Annotated in this window: 16 protein-coding genes and 1 pseudogene; 4 read left to right on the forward strand and 13 right to left on the reverse strand. The window is 45.7% G+C overall.

Annotation, left to right across the window (positions count from 1 at the left end; genetic code table 11):
* Positions 1 to 109: 109 nt before the first annotated feature.
* From P8O70_21385 to P8O70_21395, 3 genes and pseudogenes are all read right to left on the reverse strand, one after another.
* Complete coding sequence (locus tag P8O70_21385) at positions 110 to 373, reverse strand: hypothetical protein (protein MDG2199395.1); 264 nt, start codon at positions 371 to 373, stop codon at positions 110 to 112.
* Positions 374 to 867: 494 nt separating this feature from the next.
* A pseudogene (gene ggt / locus P8O70_21390) lies at positions 868 to 2,478 on the reverse strand (gamma-glutamyltransferase).
* A gap of 407 nt (positions 2,479 to 2,885) precedes the next feature.
* Positions 2,886 to 3,200, reverse strand: a complete 315-nt coding sequence (locus tag P8O70_21395) for a hypothetical protein (GenBank protein ID MDG2199396.1) — start codon at positions 3,198 to 3,200, stop codon at positions 2,886 to 2,888.
* A gap of 281 nt (positions 3,201 to 3,481) precedes the next feature.
* Between P8O70_21395 and P8O70_21400 the strand changes: the two genes are divergently transcribed.
* A complete protein-coding gene (locus P8O70_21400; protein ID MDG2199397.1) occupies positions 3,482 to 4,435 on the forward strand; it encodes a dihydrodipicolinate synthase family protein in 954 nt (317 codons plus the stop codon).
* Positions 4,436 to 4,480: 45 nt separating this feature from the next.
* Here P8O70_21400 and P8O70_21405 read toward each other — a convergent pair whose 3' ends face one another.
* From P8O70_21405 to P8O70_21430, 6 genes are all read right to left on the reverse strand, one after another.
* Entirely contained in the window at positions 4,481 to 6,412 is a 1,932-nt protein-coding gene (locus tag P8O70_21405; protein MDG2199398.1) for a S9 family peptidase, read from the reverse strand.
* Between the two features lie 205 nt (positions 6,413 to 6,617).
* The gene (locus P8O70_21410; protein MDG2199399.1) at positions 6,618 to 6,791 is read right to left on the reverse strand and encodes a hypothetical protein; all 174 of its coding nucleotides are present in this window, start codon (positions 6,789 to 6,791) and stop codon (positions 6,618 to 6,620) included.
* A gap of 234 nt (positions 6,792 to 7,025) precedes the next feature.
* Complete coding sequence (locus P8O70_21415) at positions 7,026 to 7,295, reverse strand: hypothetical protein (protein ID MDG2199400.1); 270 nt, start codon at positions 7,293 to 7,295, stop codon at positions 7,026 to 7,028.
* 355 nt (positions 7,296 to 7,650) lie between these two features.
* Positions 7,651 to 8,061, reverse strand: coding sequence for a DUF4174 domain-containing protein (locus tag P8O70_21420; GenBank protein MDG2199401.1), 411 nt, complete (start codon positions 8,059 to 8,061; stop codon positions 7,651 to 7,653).
* A 45-nt stretch (positions 8,062 to 8,106) separates the two neighbouring features.
* Positions 8,107 to 8,262 (reverse strand): hypothetical protein, encoded by a 156-nt coding sequence (locus tag P8O70_21425; protein MDG2199402.1) that lies wholly within the window; start codon positions 8,260 to 8,262, stop codon positions 8,107 to 8,109.
* Between the two features lie 240 nt (positions 8,263 to 8,502).
* The gene (locus tag P8O70_21430; GenBank protein MDG2199403.1) at positions 8,503 to 8,634 is read right to left on the reverse strand and encodes a hypothetical protein; all 132 of its coding nucleotides are present in this window, start codon (positions 8,632 to 8,634) and stop codon (positions 8,503 to 8,505) included.
* Between the two features lie 826 nt (positions 8,635 to 9,460).
* On the opposite strand from P8O70_21430, the gene P8O70_21435 reads away from it, so the two are divergent.
* The gene (locus P8O70_21435) at positions 9,461 to 9,973 is read left to right on the forward strand and encodes a tetratricopeptide repeat protein (GenBank protein ID MDG2199404.1); all 513 of its coding nucleotides are present in this window, start codon (positions 9,461 to 9,463) and stop codon (positions 9,971 to 9,973) included.
* A gap of 280 nt (positions 9,974 to 10,253) precedes the next feature.
* The gene (locus tag P8O70_21440) at positions 10,254 to 10,583 is read left to right on the forward strand and encodes a high-potential iron-sulfur protein (GenBank protein MDG2199405.1); all 330 of its coding nucleotides are present in this window, start codon (positions 10,254 to 10,256) and stop codon (positions 10,581 to 10,583) included.
* A gap of 101 nt (positions 10,584 to 10,684) precedes the next feature.
* Here P8O70_21440 and P8O70_21445 read toward each other — a convergent pair whose 3' ends face one another.
* Together P8O70_21445 and P8O70_21450 are read right to left on the reverse strand one after the other, a co-directional pair.
* Positions 10,685 to 11,329 (reverse strand): thermonuclease family protein, encoded by a 645-nt coding sequence (locus P8O70_21445; GenBank protein ID MDG2199406.1) that lies wholly within the window; start codon positions 11,327 to 11,329, stop codon positions 10,685 to 10,687.
* Positions 11,330 to 11,368: 39 nt separating this feature from the next.
* Positions 11,369 to 11,671 carry a hypothetical protein gene (locus tag P8O70_21450; protein ID MDG2199407.1) on the reverse strand — a complete coding sequence of 101 codons (303 nt, stop codon included), beginning with the start codon at positions 11,669 to 11,671 and terminating at the stop codon, positions 11,369 to 11,371.
* A gap of 565 nt (positions 11,672 to 12,236) precedes the next feature.
* Between P8O70_21450 and P8O70_21455 the strand changes: the two genes are divergently transcribed.
* Positions 12,237 to 13,460 carry an MFS transporter gene (locus P8O70_21455; protein ID MDG2199408.1) on the forward strand — a complete coding sequence of 408 codons (1,224 nt, stop codon included), beginning with the start codon at positions 12,237 to 12,239 and terminating at the stop codon, positions 13,458 to 13,460.
* 12 nt (positions 13,461 to 13,472) lie between these two features.
* On the opposite strand, the gene P8O70_21460 is transcribed toward P8O70_21455, so the two are convergent.
* Positions 13,473 to 13,892, reverse strand: a complete 420-nt coding sequence (locus tag P8O70_21460; protein ID MDG2199409.1) for a hypothetical protein — start codon at positions 13,890 to 13,892, stop codon at positions 13,473 to 13,475.
* Between the two features lie 6 nt (positions 13,893 to 13,898).
* Positions 13,899 to 15,200, reverse strand: a complete 1,302-nt coding sequence (locus P8O70_21465; GenBank protein MDG2199410.1) for a hypothetical protein — start codon at positions 15,198 to 15,200, stop codon at positions 13,899 to 13,901.
* Positions 15,201 to 15,202: the final 2 nt, after the last annotated feature.

The following is a 15,202-nucleotide window of genomic DNA, read 5'->3' on the forward strand; positions in this document are numbered from 1 at the left end:
CAGCTGTCATTTCTCTTCTCTTAAAAATTTGAATTAAAGAATTTAGAGTCTCCATTAAGTTAGTAATTCTAGAAAGACTAGAAAAAATTCTGTTTTTAGTAGTGACTCTTTAGTCTGCAAGAGGAGTTACTTTGATACTCTCTACATTCACTCCTGAATCAGCGATTGCCTTTGCATTGTCAGGGCGCTGCATAAATTCCTGCATTGCTTCCATAGAAGGAATTTCAACTATCAATACTACATTATTTGGATTTTCTGCTTCATGACCTACAAAGATGTCCTGTTGAAATCCGACTCTTGCGGGAGCGTGAGCATCGTAGGCTTTTTTCCAGTGATCCCAGTCTCTACATTCCACTTGCATCATTACTTTCATTGTTCATCTCAAACTAAAATTAGTATTTCATTTCGTCACATTGACAGATCAATCTTTTTTCAAAGCAATTTAGCTATCATTCTTTTTTGATTTAAGTTCAAAAAATTGGAAATATAAGAATATATCAATTAGAAAAACCGGTTGATCTAAACCAACCATCATTTTGACACGGAGGATAAGCGGGATCCCTGAATCAGCCACTGCGGCATCAGGCTCAGGTAATTTGAGCAGAGAGTCTAAATATCTATCAGAAGGTAGTTAAAATACAAGCAATCTGTTAGCAAAAAATTGAATTGGTCAGTTTAAACATACAATTTCAGGGAACTAGCCAAAAAAATTTGGTAAGATTGCTATACTAGGTGTGTAAAATCACCAAATTCAAAAAATTGAACAAGACACAGAAAATGCCATTCAGTAGATGAGGATCATTTTGATAAATTTGACAACCCACCAACGAACCCAGGACAAGTAGCGTCTCTTACAATTTATGAAACCTATTCACCAAGAACCAATCCTTCTCTACGTGGATCTGCCCCACCAACCAGTCCACCTGATGAGACAACAATCCCCTGAATTCCACTCGTAAGTGAACGCACACTAACTTTGTGTCCCCGTTGTTCCAATTCTGCCATCAGTTGCTCTGTGGGAGTTTCAACTTCCAGTTCCAGAGTTCCAAAATTTTTAGCTAGGTTTGGCAGACTGATCGCGTCCTGTATATCCATGTTCCATTCAAGTACCCCCAACAGAGTTTTTGCAACGTATGGAATGATCCGACTACCACCAGGTGAGCCAACAGCCATGTGCAACTCACTTTTTGCGTTGAATACAAGTGTGGGAGACATCGAAGAGCGAGGACGCTTCCCGGGCTCAAGTCGATTGGCAATCAAGCGACCATTCTGTTCTGGTCGGAAGGAAAAATCAGTCAATTCGTTGTTGAGCAAAAATCCCCTGGTCATCAGGCGAGAGCCAAAGCCGTTTTCAATAGTGGTCGTCATACTGACAGCGTTGCCTTGAGCATCTACAATCACGAAGTGACTCGTAGAAGGTAGTTCTAACGACATGTCAGGACTAAGTTGATAACTCAAAGCTGTCGGCGGTGAGCCTGCAGACAGATTACCAGAGGCTTTACTCGGGTCGATCAACTTGGACCGCATCTCTAAATATTCAGGGTCAAGCAAACCTTCAGTTGGCATGTCTACATAGTCACTATCCGCCATGTAAAGACCTCGATCTTTGAATGCCAGTTGGTTGGCCTCTGCAAAAAGATGGGTGAATTTCAGTCCGGTTGGAGACATGTCTCACAAATCGAAGTGACTCAGCATCCCCAACATTTGTCCAATGGTAAGCGCTCCTGAAGAAGGTGGTCCCATTCCACAAATTTGATACTGCTTGTAGTCATGGCAAATTGGTTGTCTCTCAATAACCCAATAATTTCTTAAATCAGCGAGTGATAGTTTGCCTGGGTTACCCTTTGCTTCTTGAACAGTACGAACAATGTCCCTCGCAATTTCACCATAGTAAAATGGGTCGCTACCCTCTGCGGCAATCAGGCGCAATGTTTTGGCGAAATCTGGATTACGCAACAGAGTTCCCTCGGGAACTGGCGTATCACTGTCTAGAAAGAAATATGATTTTGTTGCTGGGAAAGTTTTCAAACGTTTTGCATCCCTCTCCACCGATGCCGCTAGCCTTTTGGAGACCCTGAAGCCCTCTTCGGCAAGTTTAATTGTTGGTTGAATCAACTCTCGCCAAGGGAGAGAACCAAAATTTTTATGGGTGACTTCTAGGAGTTTCAATGTTCCTGGTGTTCCAACGGAGCGCCCCCCCACAACGCCTTCAAAGAATTTCAAAGGGCTGCCATCCTCTTTGAGAAACAAGTCTCCCTTTGCCTTGAGTGGTGCTGTTTCCCTACCGTCACAACTGGTAACTTCCTTCCGTTTGGCATCATAAAACAACAAGAAAGCACCACCACCAATCCCAGAACTCTGTGGTTCCACAAGATTCAGCATGAGTTGAACACCAACCATGGCATCAATCACATTGCCTCCCCTGCTCAGAATATCGTAGCCAACTTGGGAAGCCACGGGATTTGCGGTAGCTACCATGAACTTGAGCGCTTTCTTGGAGCTTTGGGCAAATGCTGGATTCCACAAGAGAGCAACAAAGACCAAGCTAGAGAACAGTCTATTGAAAATCATAATCTCTTCTTTCTTTACTTGGGTTCATCAAGGATAAATTCATTATTTGTAACAACTTTCGTACTGAGTACTCCGGATCATTCCTCAATTATAATCTTTCATCTATCTTCTGCAGGTAATGAGAGATTGCCTTCAAGAATGCTAGTCAATAATTTTTGTAGCTGAAGTATTCTTCGACAAATTTGATCCACCAACGAACTGGTATGTTAGAACTGATATTTAGCTGACTAGATCCCGTGTGCATTAGCAGTTACTAAGCAAGAGATAGTTGGTAGTTCCATGAGCGATAGCAATTCTTACATGGGGGTGAGACCCTAGACTTTCATGATTTCTGGGAAAATCTCTCGAGGGGCACCATCAATACAATCTGCAAAAATTTCCTCAAACTCTGCACCAGGTAAACGCTCTGGGTCTTGGCCATAATTTTCAAAGTCTTCCAGCTTTTCCCATTTCTCCCACAGGTGGAAAGTGGTTTGACCCACATCATCTTTCGATAGTCCAACTTCTGCCGAAATGAAACCTGGCTTTGATTTGGTGATTGCAAAGCCTTTAGGGCCATTTACGAATTGAAGAAATCGTTCTTCCTTACCTATTTTCAATTTTGCTTCAAAATAAAACAGTGTTGGCATTGCTAACCTTAATCATAGAAATTTTTAAAAATTACCGGCCTCAGCAGAATGAAATACCAAGCCCAAAAAATTAGAAAAAGTGTCGAAAGTATCATTCAGTAGATAGTGAAGTAGCAAGCAAAGTTTGGAGGCTGGACCAATGGATTCTGTTCCGGTAAGTTTAGCTGAACAGACAACATTCCTAAAATGGAACCTAATTACTTGATTTGAACTAAGCAGATCTGAGTCTGTTGAATCAAATCGAAGCATGCCCCATAGAGATTCACAAACTGAGTAGCACAATGAAGCCACCACACACGTTTTATGGTTGTATTTCAGCCCTGATGACTCCCTGTGATGAATCTGGCATCCCCAATTTTGATGCGCTAGTCCGCAAAGGCCAGGAGCTGATGGAAGAAGGAATGAGTTCAGTGTTGTACTGTGGATCAATGGGCGACTGGCCGTTACTTTCTGAGGAGCATCGTCGCCACGGAGTGAATACCCTGATCGATGCTGGTCTTCCAGTCATTGTGGGAACCGGTGCTCAAAATACTCAGAATGCAGTTGCTCATGCTGTCCATGCAAAGGCTAGTGGAGCAAGAGGGTTGATGATCATTCCCAGGGTACTCTCCAGGGGCACCTCACCCACAGCTCAAAGAGCACATCTGGCTGCGGTTTTGGAAGCTGGGGTTGACCTTCCATCTGTTATTTACAACAGCCCATACTATGGATTTGAAACGAAAGCAGAGTTGTTTTTTGATTTACGGAAAGATTACCCGCATCTTGTTGGATTCAAGGAATTTGGAGGTGCCAAGGCGCTGAGTTACGCTGCAGAACACATCACCAGCGGTGAGAAAGTGTTGGAACTACTGGTTGGGGTCGATACCCAAGTTTGCCACGGAGTACTTCGATGTGGCGCCATTGGATTGATTACTGGGGTTGGCAACGTCCTGCCACAACCTGTGCTGAAGTTGTTTGCACTCTGCCAAATGGCTCTCAGCGGAGATTGCCAAGCAAAAAACTATGCTTATGAACTCGAAGACGCCCTAAAAACGCTATCCACTTTTGATGAAGGCCCAGACCTTGTCCTCTATTACAAATACCTGTTGTTTCTCAAGGGAGATGCTGACTATCAACACCATCTCAATGCCTTTGATAAATTGAGCCCAAGCCAGAAAGATTTTGCGGCGAGCCAGTTGACTTTGTTTGAACGATGGTGGGATAGATGGCCAGGAAAACAGCATCCTGCGGGATAGTTTCCAAATTCTGAACGATGTTCTCAACCGACAAGTTGAACTTTTTCATTCCTCTAGGTTGTCAATCACAATCGGTTCAATCGGATCCGCCGGTTGGAAACCAAAAATGCGAGCATAGAAATACAGCTCAAGCTCCAGGCAACGCTTGATGTTCTCTGCGATGCGGAAGCCATGCTGCTCTTTTTCAAAGGGCACATACGCCACAGGGATCCCCTTCGTCCGCAGTGCTTCGACCATCATCTCTGCCTGGTTGGGGGGTACCACTTGATCCTCCAGTCCATGGAAGAAAATGCAGGGGCTCGAAAGTTGATCTAAATGATTGATCGGTGAACGAGCCTGGTAGACTCCTTTCTCTTCGGGGTAATCGCCGATTAGTTGATCCAGGTAGCGCGATTCGAATTTGTGAGTTTCCTGGGCTAGAATTTCCAAGTCACTAATGCCATAGAGGCTCGCTCCTGCTTTGAAAGTGTCTGCAAAGGTCAAGGCAGCCAGTGTGGTGTAGCCTCCGGCACTGCCTCCCCGGATGGCCAGGCGCAGTGGATCTGCTTTTTGCTGACGCACCAAGTACTCCGCCCCAGCGACAGCGTCCTCCACGTCGATGATCCCCCACTGACGGATCAACTCATCCTGGTAGGCTCTTCCGTATCCTGTAGATCCCCGATAATTCAGGTCGAGCACTCCAAATCCACGCGTTGTCCAGTACTGCATCTTGAAGCTCAGCACTGCGTGGGTAGCGCTGGTGGGACCACCATGTAGCATCACGATCAGTGGAGGAGTTTCTCCATCCAGGCCCTGCAAATCTTGGTTTGTCGGAGGGTAGTAAAACCCGTGGGAAACTGCATTTCCCACAGTAGGGAACTCAATCGTTTGTGGGACAGAGAGGTAGGCCTGATCCAACTCCAAATCTGTCGAAGTCTTGATGGTTTGTATCGTTTCCGTGGAGAGCTCGATTTCGATAATTTCTGGAAAAAGCGTTGGTGAAGATGCCACTGTCAGGAGTCTGTTATCAGAAAGAGAAAGATTCCTGATGGAGGTATACGGGAGATCCAGATCTTCCAGCTCACCTGTCTCTGGATTCAGCAAGGCCAGTTGATCAAGATTCTTCTCGCTGTAGCAACAGATGATTTTGCCTGAATCGAGAAACTCGTAATGGTGCATCCCAAACACCCAGTGAGGACCACCAAATTCAGCTTCTCTTGGACATACGCTCTGTCCGGACTGCTCCCGATACAGGTTCCAGTAACCACTCTCATCAGAGATGTAAAAGAGCTCCCCAGTTGCTGAAAACTGCGGTTGTTGGACAGAGATTTTCTGCTCTACTTGCTTTCCACCCGCCACCGGAATCATTTCTCTGGGCATGCCAGCTTCGTCCAGTTCAGTAACCCAGATTGTCGATTCGTCCCAGGGCATATTAGGGTGATCCCAAGTCATGAACGCCATCCTTGATCCATCCGGACTGATCACTGGGGAGCTATAAAAATCGTGCACCTTGACAAGAATCATCAGCTCACCTGTTTCCAGATCAACTGTGCCGATCAGGTTTTGGGGTTCCCCAGAGACGTTGTGGTCTTCAACCACATAGATCATGCGGTTCCGCCGAGTATCAACACAGCCATTCGCAAAACGATAGCCCTCAGCATGTGTGAGTTGAGTCGGAGCCAGATCTTCCCATCCCTGGTGATACAGCTGCTGATCTGAAAAATTAGAGAAATAGATGCTGTCTCCATGAATCAGCGAGGCTCCTCCTCCATACTCATGAACCCGGGTTCTGATGTTGAAAGGAGCTGGTGTGATGTCACTGACCTTGCCGTCTGGATCCTGTTTGACCAGTACCGACCGACCTCCTTCCTGGGGCCGGGACTCAATCCAGCAGCGACCATTTTGTAGGGCTTGAGGGGAGGACAAGCCAATGGAACCAGCAACGATCAAGTCCGTGCTGATTGGTGACTTCCAGGAACCGTAAGGAGCTTTGGCCATATTTCGTAATCGATGAGGAAAATAAAAGGAATTTGGGTTTGTTTTAAAGCGTTTCGGTCAGCAAAGAGTTACTGACCAATTTGTTGAAAATATTTTGATGTAGAATAAGAATCCGCAAACGCCCTTGGTGCTACCAAGTGAAAGATGACTGCCTTAATCCTGCAAGTGACCAAAATTTTCGTCGATATGCACTAACAAGGACTCTTCAAAAACTCCAGAATGGCCCTGTCATTCCTAATTCAGCAAACATCGCCTGCGTTGAGTCAACCGAGTGTCTTTCCCAATGTTTTTCTGCTCGCCCAGAGTACCACTGAATCGCTAATTGCTGGCAGGTTTGAAGAGAAATCGTTGCTCCATGATTCTGAGCTGTTCTCTTCAACCAATTCTGCAAGTGTGCTTTCGAACTGAAAGCGAGGATGGTAGCTCAGGTGAAACCAATTTTTTCCCAGAACCGTTTGGCAGGAACAACAAAATGCACAAGCCATTCGGAGGTAATTGGCTGGTTTTTACTGATCAGCAAATCCAAATGATCATTACACTCTCCACACCCACACGGAGTGTGACCTTCGGTGTTTTTGCCCAGGATGGCAGCGATACCGAAGACATCCCAAATTCAATTGCCATAATATTTTTTTTCGTCTATTTGGGCAGTGTAGTTGGTAGGCAAAGCAGAAAACGGATGAGCCATCCAGATCGAGTGGCTACCAGGAGCCAGCGCAATATCGTGTGTAGCTACAAGCCGCTCGAAAGCGCTTTCTATTATATTAATCGGCAGTTGAAATCGTTTTGCAGTTTCTTCTGTCGTCGGTGGTCTCAATGCACTTACGAAGTTTTGATATATGAAGTGCCTCACTTCGGTATCAAACATAGATTCTTTAGCCATGGTGCTACTCCAAGGTTCTCATGTCACATGCTTCCTGGTTTGAAGAGGACATTCTAGCGGGAATTATCTGTAAAGAAACGCAATGAAGGTGGTTTTGATTTGGCGAATGCATGAACTTGCCTGAACACACGTATTTTTCATGAAATCCTGTGATCAGTGTCTCAAAGAAATGAATATCCTGTTTCGAGTACGTGCTTCCACAAGTAAGGAGTGGATCTTTGTGTGTAGGGGATGCTTAGAAATCGTGCGACCCAATAATCTGAACTATCAGTATGGAGGAACGTGGAAGAACCGAAAAAAAAAATGAAGACCCCTTGAACAAGTTGCACCGGAGATTACAGAAAGTGGTACTGCTTCAGCATTGGTCATCTTTCATTTCTCTTCTTCTCATGGGCATCGTATCAATTAGAGAGAAAATGTCTTCCAACAACGCAGTACTCGACCTCAGCTTTATCCCACCATCTTTACCCAGTAGCAATAATTGAAACCCAGTATTTGATACTGCAAACTGTTGGCTCATCTCATCAAACTCCTCCGTCCCTTGAAGCAGATCTATGTGCACAAGATTTCTGTTGGTGAGTGCACAGGTTTTTTCATCAATCTGCTTTTGAAGGGCCAGGAGTTCTGGTTCTTCCAATGATGAGGAGAAGGTAATGATCACACGGTTTTTCCAAAGATGTTCTTTCAGCAGAGTGGCTTGAAGGGGCATGGTGGTCACAGGGTTGATGAGCGTGAGGAGCAAAGTAACGGCTAGACGATGGGACACCACTAGCTCGACCTCATTCAGCCCTCATTTGCAGAAATCTTGTTTTCAACACAAAATCTCCAAACCAGAACCGTTGAGGATTTCATCGGCCTGCAAATCCCAAAGCTCGTACTCATCCAACTCCTCCAGTTCATCTAGTTCCAACACTTTTTGACGTTCCTGATCTTTCTCAAGAATATCGTCAATGCAGATCACCCCCATGTTTCCTCACTGTAAAACAGTTCTATCAAGGTCATTGCTCAAAAAAAAATCATCAGATATGGGCTATTTGTCTCTTGGTCAAGCAATGGAGTGAAGCCTTAATTGTTAAGTAAGCAGTTTTTTTGACAAATCTAGGATTCGTTTTTCCTCAAAAGCTATGAGTTCAACTGCTACTAGCAAAAGCTGATGCATCCGTTACTCTAATCCTTACAAGGAACTCAATGACAAGCAGGAACCATCTCACTGTGGATTTTCGAAAAAGATCAACAGAAATCCAAGGAAAACAATTGCTGCAGCCAGAGAGCTATAAACAACGATTGCACTGACTATTTTTCGGATTTTTGGATTGATCAAGACTGTTTCAGAAAACATGAACTTCTCTTGTTTGTGGAATTAGTCGATTGGTGGATAAAAACAGGATCTATAATTATGGATGACAGCTCCGTCAAAAAACAAATAATTCTTTTCCAAAAATATTCTTAAATTCAACTATAAGCTCGATAGCATCCCACCAAGAAGTTCACTCCCCCAAGCTTGCAAATCCAAGCGACTGACTACTGTAAGGAGACAGAAAGCAAATGCAGATACCATGAAGCACTTCAGAAGAGTTATGGATGAAGTCCCAGTCGATTAGTAAAGCTGCTGATCCATCATTTCCTAAGAAAATCATTACTAACGCCTGCATATCTCATCAATTTTATCATGCGACTGCTTTTCTTCAGGATTTAAAATTAAATCTACAATAATTTCAGTATTTTAATTTTTAATTCTGCGTGGCAGAAGGTTTGAAGATGTTTATACCTTCGAAACATTGTCCCATTATAGCAAATTATCAATGTAGTAATCATTCGGAGAATCTTATGAAAAATCCCCACAAGGGCGTACACAAATCATATGGCATACATTGGACAGACATTTTGGAATTAAATGACGCTGAGGAAATGGCAAAACGATCTGCCATCCTAATTGGTTTGATCTGTTTAGCATTCATGGGTGCTGCTAGCTTTATGTTATTCTAGCCCAAAACTTATCAGTTACTGAAAGATTCGTAAACTGCGAGAACTAGTTTTAGAGTCTCTTATTATTCACTTCAAAGCAATCGACTACATTGATACTCTAATTAGCTTTATTTTGATTTTTATAAAAAAATTATAAATAGTGTTCTCTTTCTCAAACTCTATTATAAGTAAAAGAAACAATGGCATCATCTAATTCAAAAAATAAGATTTCATCTTACACTACCCTAATCTTTTTGATTTTATTGCTGATGTGTGCTTTGCCACCAATGATCGAAGCTGCAGGTAGTTCAGACTATGAAGATAGTACGTTAAGAAAGTCAAGAGGTTATCAGCAAGCTGTTAGCTACATAAAGAAATCGGATTATGGTTCGGCTATTCCGCTGTTGAGAAGAGAATTGAAAAACAATCCAAAAAATGCTGATGCTCATAACTACATGGGCTACGCATTACGCAAAAGTGACGATCTTAAAAATTCTGCAGTTCACTACACAAAAGCGCTTGAGATTAATCCACAACACTTGGGAGCCCTTGAATATCAGGGAGAGCTTTACCTGACGATAGGCAATTTAGACCTTGCAAAAGCCAATTTGCAAAAGCTGGATAAACTATGCTGGCTGGGGTGCGATGAGTATGATGAACTCAGAGCCTCTATCGAAGATTATCAGCAAGGAAGAAAGAATAGTAAATATTGATAATATAATAGATTTACGAAGAATGTTTCTTTGTTAGAATTTTTTGAATCATAAATCTGAGTTTAAAATGGAAATTAAAACGCTGCTGATATTAACAGCAATCTCACTTTTGATAGCTGGATGCCCTAGCAAAAATACTCCACCACAAAACAACAATAACGAATCTGGTTATTCTAAAAAATCTATGTACTAAAATTTCTTTACAGTTGAGTCATGAACTGTGTTAATGAAATTGTTGTGAGTGTGACTACTCGTTACTCAATCAACCATGGAGCAGACTATGTCATCAAAGATCCCAGATAATTCTCGAAGACACCTCCTAAAAATAGCCGCTACAGGAGCTCTGTTAGCGCCCTTCGCAAAATTTGCGAGCCAGTCAGCGTATGCTGGCGGTCACGAAAAGAAATTGGAGTTGGACAATCCACAAGCCAAAGCCCTGCAGTACGTTCATGTGGCTACAGAATCAACAAGCTCCCTTTATAAGGATGGATCAATCTGCGGTAATTGTGTGCAATGGAAGGGTGGAGATGCCGAGTGGGGCCAGTGCGTTCTTTTTGCTGGCGTTGTTGTGGCGAATTCAGGGTGGTGCTCTGCATGGGCGAAAGGATGATTCAATTTGACTGACATCGAATTGATCCAACATTTTTCCAAAACTTTCCTCAACTGTGGGGCAGAACAATCCTGCCCTGCAGCCTCGCCGGAACAACCGCCTCACAAGCTTACGAATTCCCACCACTTGTTATATCCCAGATAGCCCAGAGCCAGTAACAAGTTCCAGATCACTAGCAGCAGCAAGACTCGGCGGAGACGTCCACCAATCGATAAGGCTTTCCGCTGCCGATTGAAGAGCAGTCGCCCACTGAGCAACATCGGAAAGAGTTGCACAACAGCCCACGCAAGCCAAGGATTCCAGACCAGTACAGGTTCCTCGGTTCCCAGAACACACCAGTCCTTGGACTTGGTTTCGCCATCATAAGCCTCAGCATGACCTTCCTCCAGCAGCAGCTGTGAGAGATCACGACCATCGACCTTGACCTTGGCAACTACCCGAAAATACTTATCTCGTTCCACATCCACGAGATCAATCTGTTGGGCCTGTTCCAGCAGTTCCCTTACACGATCCCGGGCTTGCAACGCCATTTGCTCTTCCTGAGCACACTTGCCCCGAATCTCCGGAGCATCAATGCTTGCCACCCGAATGCCAAGCTCCTCACCAAAAACAGATGGTAGGTTCTTCAAATTTACGGTGAGTGTATCGGCATCGTAGGCGCGGACGTACTGCACACCAACAAAGTCCTCCGCCTGTACTTGAAGGGTTGATAGTAACAGGCAGAGTAATAGCAGCTGTCGCAGCATGGGTGGCCTCAGCAGCTGGAAATGATGGGAGGAGGAGGGCTAGCGTAACGAGCGGAGTGGATCAACTGACAGCCTTGGGAACTCTGTGCGCTCAAACTCACGGCGGTCGGCTTTGCGGCGTTCATTGGCTACAGGAATGCTTTGAACTCGGCGATCAGTAGGCTGGCGGCGGTCGGCAATACCACGTCGATCACCCCTACGGCGATCTTCCTTGATGCCTACCTCAGAGAGGTCCACGTGAACCTTGCGGCGCTCCACACGGGTTCGGCGTTCCGGTAAATCAGCTTCAATGATCCCACCAAGGGTTAGGTGAATCGAATCACCTGTCTTTGTCTTTTTCATAGATTTCTCAGCTCACTCCTCGACTCTGAAAGGGGTGTTTTCATGAAACAATTGGTCACATCAGGGAAACCCGTCAATGATCCTCAGTCTTTCAAGTCGGTATTTTGATTCTGCTCTCAAGTTCTAAGATCAACCCCTAAGATCAGAGGTTTTACACTTTAATAGCGAGATATACTCCAAAGGCAATCTATTGCCAATTCTTTCTTACCAAAGCAACTTTTTTGTAATGGTTCTAAACTAACAAGTAGAGAATACGACAAGCCCAGCAGAGGAATGCTCAACCCTGAACAAACGCAGTACGAAGACAAGCCATTCACCCCTCGACAGCTCGTATTCTCTGCCTAAGCAGCAACCCATCTTCTTACCCTCTCAATGATTGCATGACGAGCTTTCAGAAAACCGATAATCTTGGGACAGTTCAATCAGATAATTTGCTGATTTCAGGCAACATCCACCACTAGTTCCCTGGCAATTATCCTGATCTCAGAGTTGGAACCGTGTTCCGTAATTTTCCATCCTCTCCAAACTCCTTTTCTTCAGAAGGAGTAGACTCACGCAGGCCTCTATGACCACCGTTGCTATTCCTTCACAAAAGTATCGCTGGGTCATGCTCTTTGGAGTTTGGTTGATTTATTTCTGTTTTGGGTTGACAGTTTCGGCGCTTGCTCCACTGGTTCGCCCTATCACAGAAGACCTCTCGATGAGTTATGCCGCAATGGGGAGTGTGCTCGGTGCCTGGCAGTTCATTTATATTGGGACTGCTCTACCTTGTGGCGCGCTGATTGACCACTTTGGTCTGCGGCGTTCACTACTGATGGCCTCACTACTGATGGGAGCCTCTGCGCTGTTACGTTCACAGGCTGAAGACTATACGATGCTGCTGGTCGCAGTAGCCCTGTTTGGGCTGGGGGGCCCGCTGATCTCAATTGGTGCTCCAAAGCTGATCAGCCTCTGGTTTGAGGGTCCACAGAAAGGACTGGCGATGGGTCTGTATGTAACAGGGCCAGCATTGGGTTCCATTGCTGCTCTCTCGCTGACGAACTCCGTTGCCATGCCCTTCTTTGAGAACCAGTGGCGCAGCGTACTGTTCAGTTACGGAGTGATCGTGCTGCTGTCTGGGGTTGTCTGGTGGGTGATTAATCTGGAACCGGGAAGTCGGCAACTGGAGCAAGAAAGCTTACAGGAGGCCCGACCCGCCCAGTGGGGTCTATTTCTGCAGTTAAGTCAAATTCGCGCTGTGCAGTATGTTTTACTGATCAGCATTGGCATTTTTCTTTACAACCACGGTCTGAGTAACTGGTTGCACGAGATCCTGATGACCCGCGGTCTGAGTTCAGAGAAAGCCGGAATCTGGGCTTCACTGCCCACGATGATTGGCGTACTGGGGGCGCTGCTGATTCCCCACAAGGCGACACCTCCCTATCGAGTTCGCATTCTGACCGCTCTGTTTCTACTGGCGGGTTCAGCCTCACTTTGCTTTCAGTCTTCGACAGAGTGGATTCTGCTGCTGGGCCTGGTTCTCAAGGGCATCACGCAGGGTTCAATGATGACAATCCTGTTGCTGGTACTGATGGAAATCCCAGAGGTGGGTGCGAAAAACTCCGGCTCAGCAGGAGGAATGTTCTTTGCCGCAGCAGAAATTGGTGGGGTCCTGGGCCCACTGGGGCTCGGAGTATTGTCGGAGTGGACCGGAAATTTCCAGAGACCGCTGGGAGGATTGACCTTCGTCTGTTTCGTGCTGATCCTCCTGCTTAGCCTGCTTCGGCGTTCCGATGAACGCTCTGCTTGACTCTATGAGGAATCAACGCATCTCCACGATTTGCAGTCCAATCTTTGCCAGTTGCTGAATGGGATCGTCGCTGTAGGTCATTGCTTGTTCGAGAGCAAATACTGCAATGTAAGCATCATCTTTCTCTGGCACATCCAGCAGGGGTGAAGCACGACCTGAATTGATCTGTTCCCGGAGTTGATAAAGCGCCCGGAAGTAATTCAACTGTAGAAACTCTTCGATGAAACGTCGAGTGACTTCTTGATTCTCTAGATATACCACGAGGGTCGCGGCACCACTGTCAAAACTTTGCCGAGTACGTCCCTCTATCAGAGCAACGAGCTCCTGGCGTGAAAAATTTGGAACTGAGTTGGAAGCTATCCAGACTTCTTGTGGCTCAGCGGAACCCAGCAAGAGAAGCCAGGCTCCCAGTAGGGCCATCAGCTTTTGCATGGACCCTCAGAATTCATAGGTCACCGAAATCGCCTGGGCTTGCCAGTTCTCACCCATCTCTTCACGCCACTCTGAGGATTTGGAAGTTTCTTTGTTTTGCGAGTAACGCAGGCCGAAGTAGCCCGTCTTGTCATGGAATTCATACTTCAGAGTCCAATCGTAGTGGGGCTTGTACTTGAAACCCCCAAAGCGATGAGTACCCCCAAATCTTTGCTCATTGTTTTCCTCAACAGACCAATCCCCATAGCCAACATGAGTAGTGAGTTGTTCCATATGCAAAGCCAGCACAGCAGAACGGTGTGTGTCCAGTCGCTTGCGAAGGCCTGAATCAGCTGTCGCAGTGACACACTGCATGAAGGAATAGTAGTCTTGCTGTGTACCTTCTGACTTGTAGTACAACCGTGACTGCTCCAAGGACAGCTGCCATCCTTCCAACCACAACTCCAAGCCATCGTAGTCAATCACATAGGGCCGAATGAATTTCCCGGTTGGTGGGACCCCACATGGATGAGACTGCAGAAAATCATCAACACCAATCTGCTGCTTAAGCTCGAGCGATTCCCAGTTTTTTTGAAATAATGATTGGGCTGCAGACTTTTGATAATAGGAGTAAGGGATTTGAATGAAATGAGTGGGTTCGTGGTGATCCTTGCGAATCCGGATCATCTCCCAGAGTTCCAACTCCATCGAGGCGAATTGGTTTTCCTGGTGATCCAGTTTCATATCCAATTCGGTCAGTGTGGTCAGATAATCTTCCTGAGGTTCTGGATCATTGCGAACAATACGGCCTGCTTCAAACTGTGCTTGAAAGCTTGAACTTCTGGGTGTGTAAAAGTAAGTCATCCAACCATCACCTCGATCGAAGATGGCTGCATTCTGTCCCCAATAGATCTGCATCGGCTGGGCGTGATGAATGCCAAGTCGATCCGCAGGATTCAGGCGCTGCATGTTGTAAAAGCCATAGGGTAGCTGTAGGCGACCAAAGCGAGTACCGACGATACTCTCACCAAGGTAGGTGTTTGCATCCAGCAGCAAAAACTCAAATTCGCTTTCCGGGCCGTCATTGAGGTAAGGCTGGTAGGCATAAAGGGTTCGGAAGGCAAGCCACGGCTGCATGGCCCAATCCAGGCGTAGCGCAGCTTCCCAACCGTCATCCTCCTGCTGCGGCAGACGCAAAGGCTCTGGATCAGTCTGCATCCAAGCCTTGGAAACCCAGCCACTCCATTGTAGTTTAGCGAATGGCGATGCCGCTTCATCGGCCCAGAGCACACAAGGCCAAAGCAGCAAACACCAGAAGGTTTTTCTCATGA

This window comes from SAR324 cluster bacterium (genome assembly GCA_029245725.1).
Lineage (GTDB): Bacteria > SAR324 > SAR324 > SAR324 > NAC60-12 > JCVI-SCAAA005.

What these genes read in the sequence shown, in the direction of transcription:
- P8O70_21415 (MDG2199400.1), bottom strand. Translation starts at nt 7,295, where the DNA reads ATGGCTAAAGAATCTATGTTTGATACCGAAGTGAGGCACTTCATATAT.
- P8O70_21445 (MDG2199406.1), bottom strand. Translation starts at nt 11,329, where the DNA reads ATGCTGCGACAGCTGCTATTACTCTGCCTGTTACTATCAACCCTTCAA.
- P8O70_21465 (MDG2199410.1), bottom strand. Translation starts at nt 15,200, where the DNA reads ATGAGAAAAACCTTCTGGTGTTTGCTGCTTTGGCCTTGTGTGCTCTGG.
- P8O70_21395 (MDG2199396.1), bottom strand. Translation starts at nt 3,200, where the DNA reads ATGCCAACACTGTTTTATTTTGAAGCAAAATTGAAAATAGGTAAGGAA.
- P8O70_21455 (MDG2199408.1), top strand. Translation starts at nt 12,237, where the DNA reads ATGACCACCGTTGCTATTCCTTCACAAAAGTATCGCTGGGTCATGCTC.
- P8O70_21400 (MDG2199397.1), top strand. Translation starts at nt 3,482, where the DNA reads ATGAAGCCACCACACACGTTTTATGGTTGTATTTCAGCCCTGATGACT.
- P8O70_21440 (MDG2199405.1), top strand. Translation starts at nt 10,254, where the DNA reads ATGTCATCAAAGATCCCAGATAATTCTCGAAGACACCTCCTAAAAATA.
- P8O70_21425 (MDG2199402.1), bottom strand. Translation starts at nt 8,262, where the DNA reads ATGGGGGTGATCTGCATTGACGATATTCTTGAGAAAGATCAGGAACGT.
- P8O70_21460 (MDG2199409.1), bottom strand. Translation starts at nt 13,892, where the DNA reads ATGCAAAAGCTGATGGCCCTACTGGGAGCCTGGCTTCTCTTGCTGGGT.
- P8O70_21435 (MDG2199404.1), top strand. Translation starts at nt 9,461, where the DNA reads ATGGCATCATCTAATTCAAAAAATAAGATTTCATCTTACACTACCCTA.
- P8O70_21450 (MDG2199407.1), bottom strand. Translation starts at nt 11,671, where the DNA reads ATGAAAAAGACAAAGACAGGTGATTCGATTCACCTAACCCTTGGTGGG.
- P8O70_21430 (MDG2199403.1), bottom strand. Translation starts at nt 8,634, where the DNA reads ATGTTTTCTGAAACAGTCTTGATCAATCCAAAAATCCGAAAAATAGTC.
- P8O70_21385 (MDG2199395.1), bottom strand. Translation starts at nt 373, where the DNA reads ATGAAAGTAATGATGCAAGTGGAATGTAGAGACTGGGATCACTGGAAA.
- P8O70_21405 (MDG2199398.1), bottom strand. Translation starts at nt 6,412, where the DNA reads ATGGCCAAAGCTCCTTACGGTTCCTGGAAGTCACCAATCAGCACGGAC.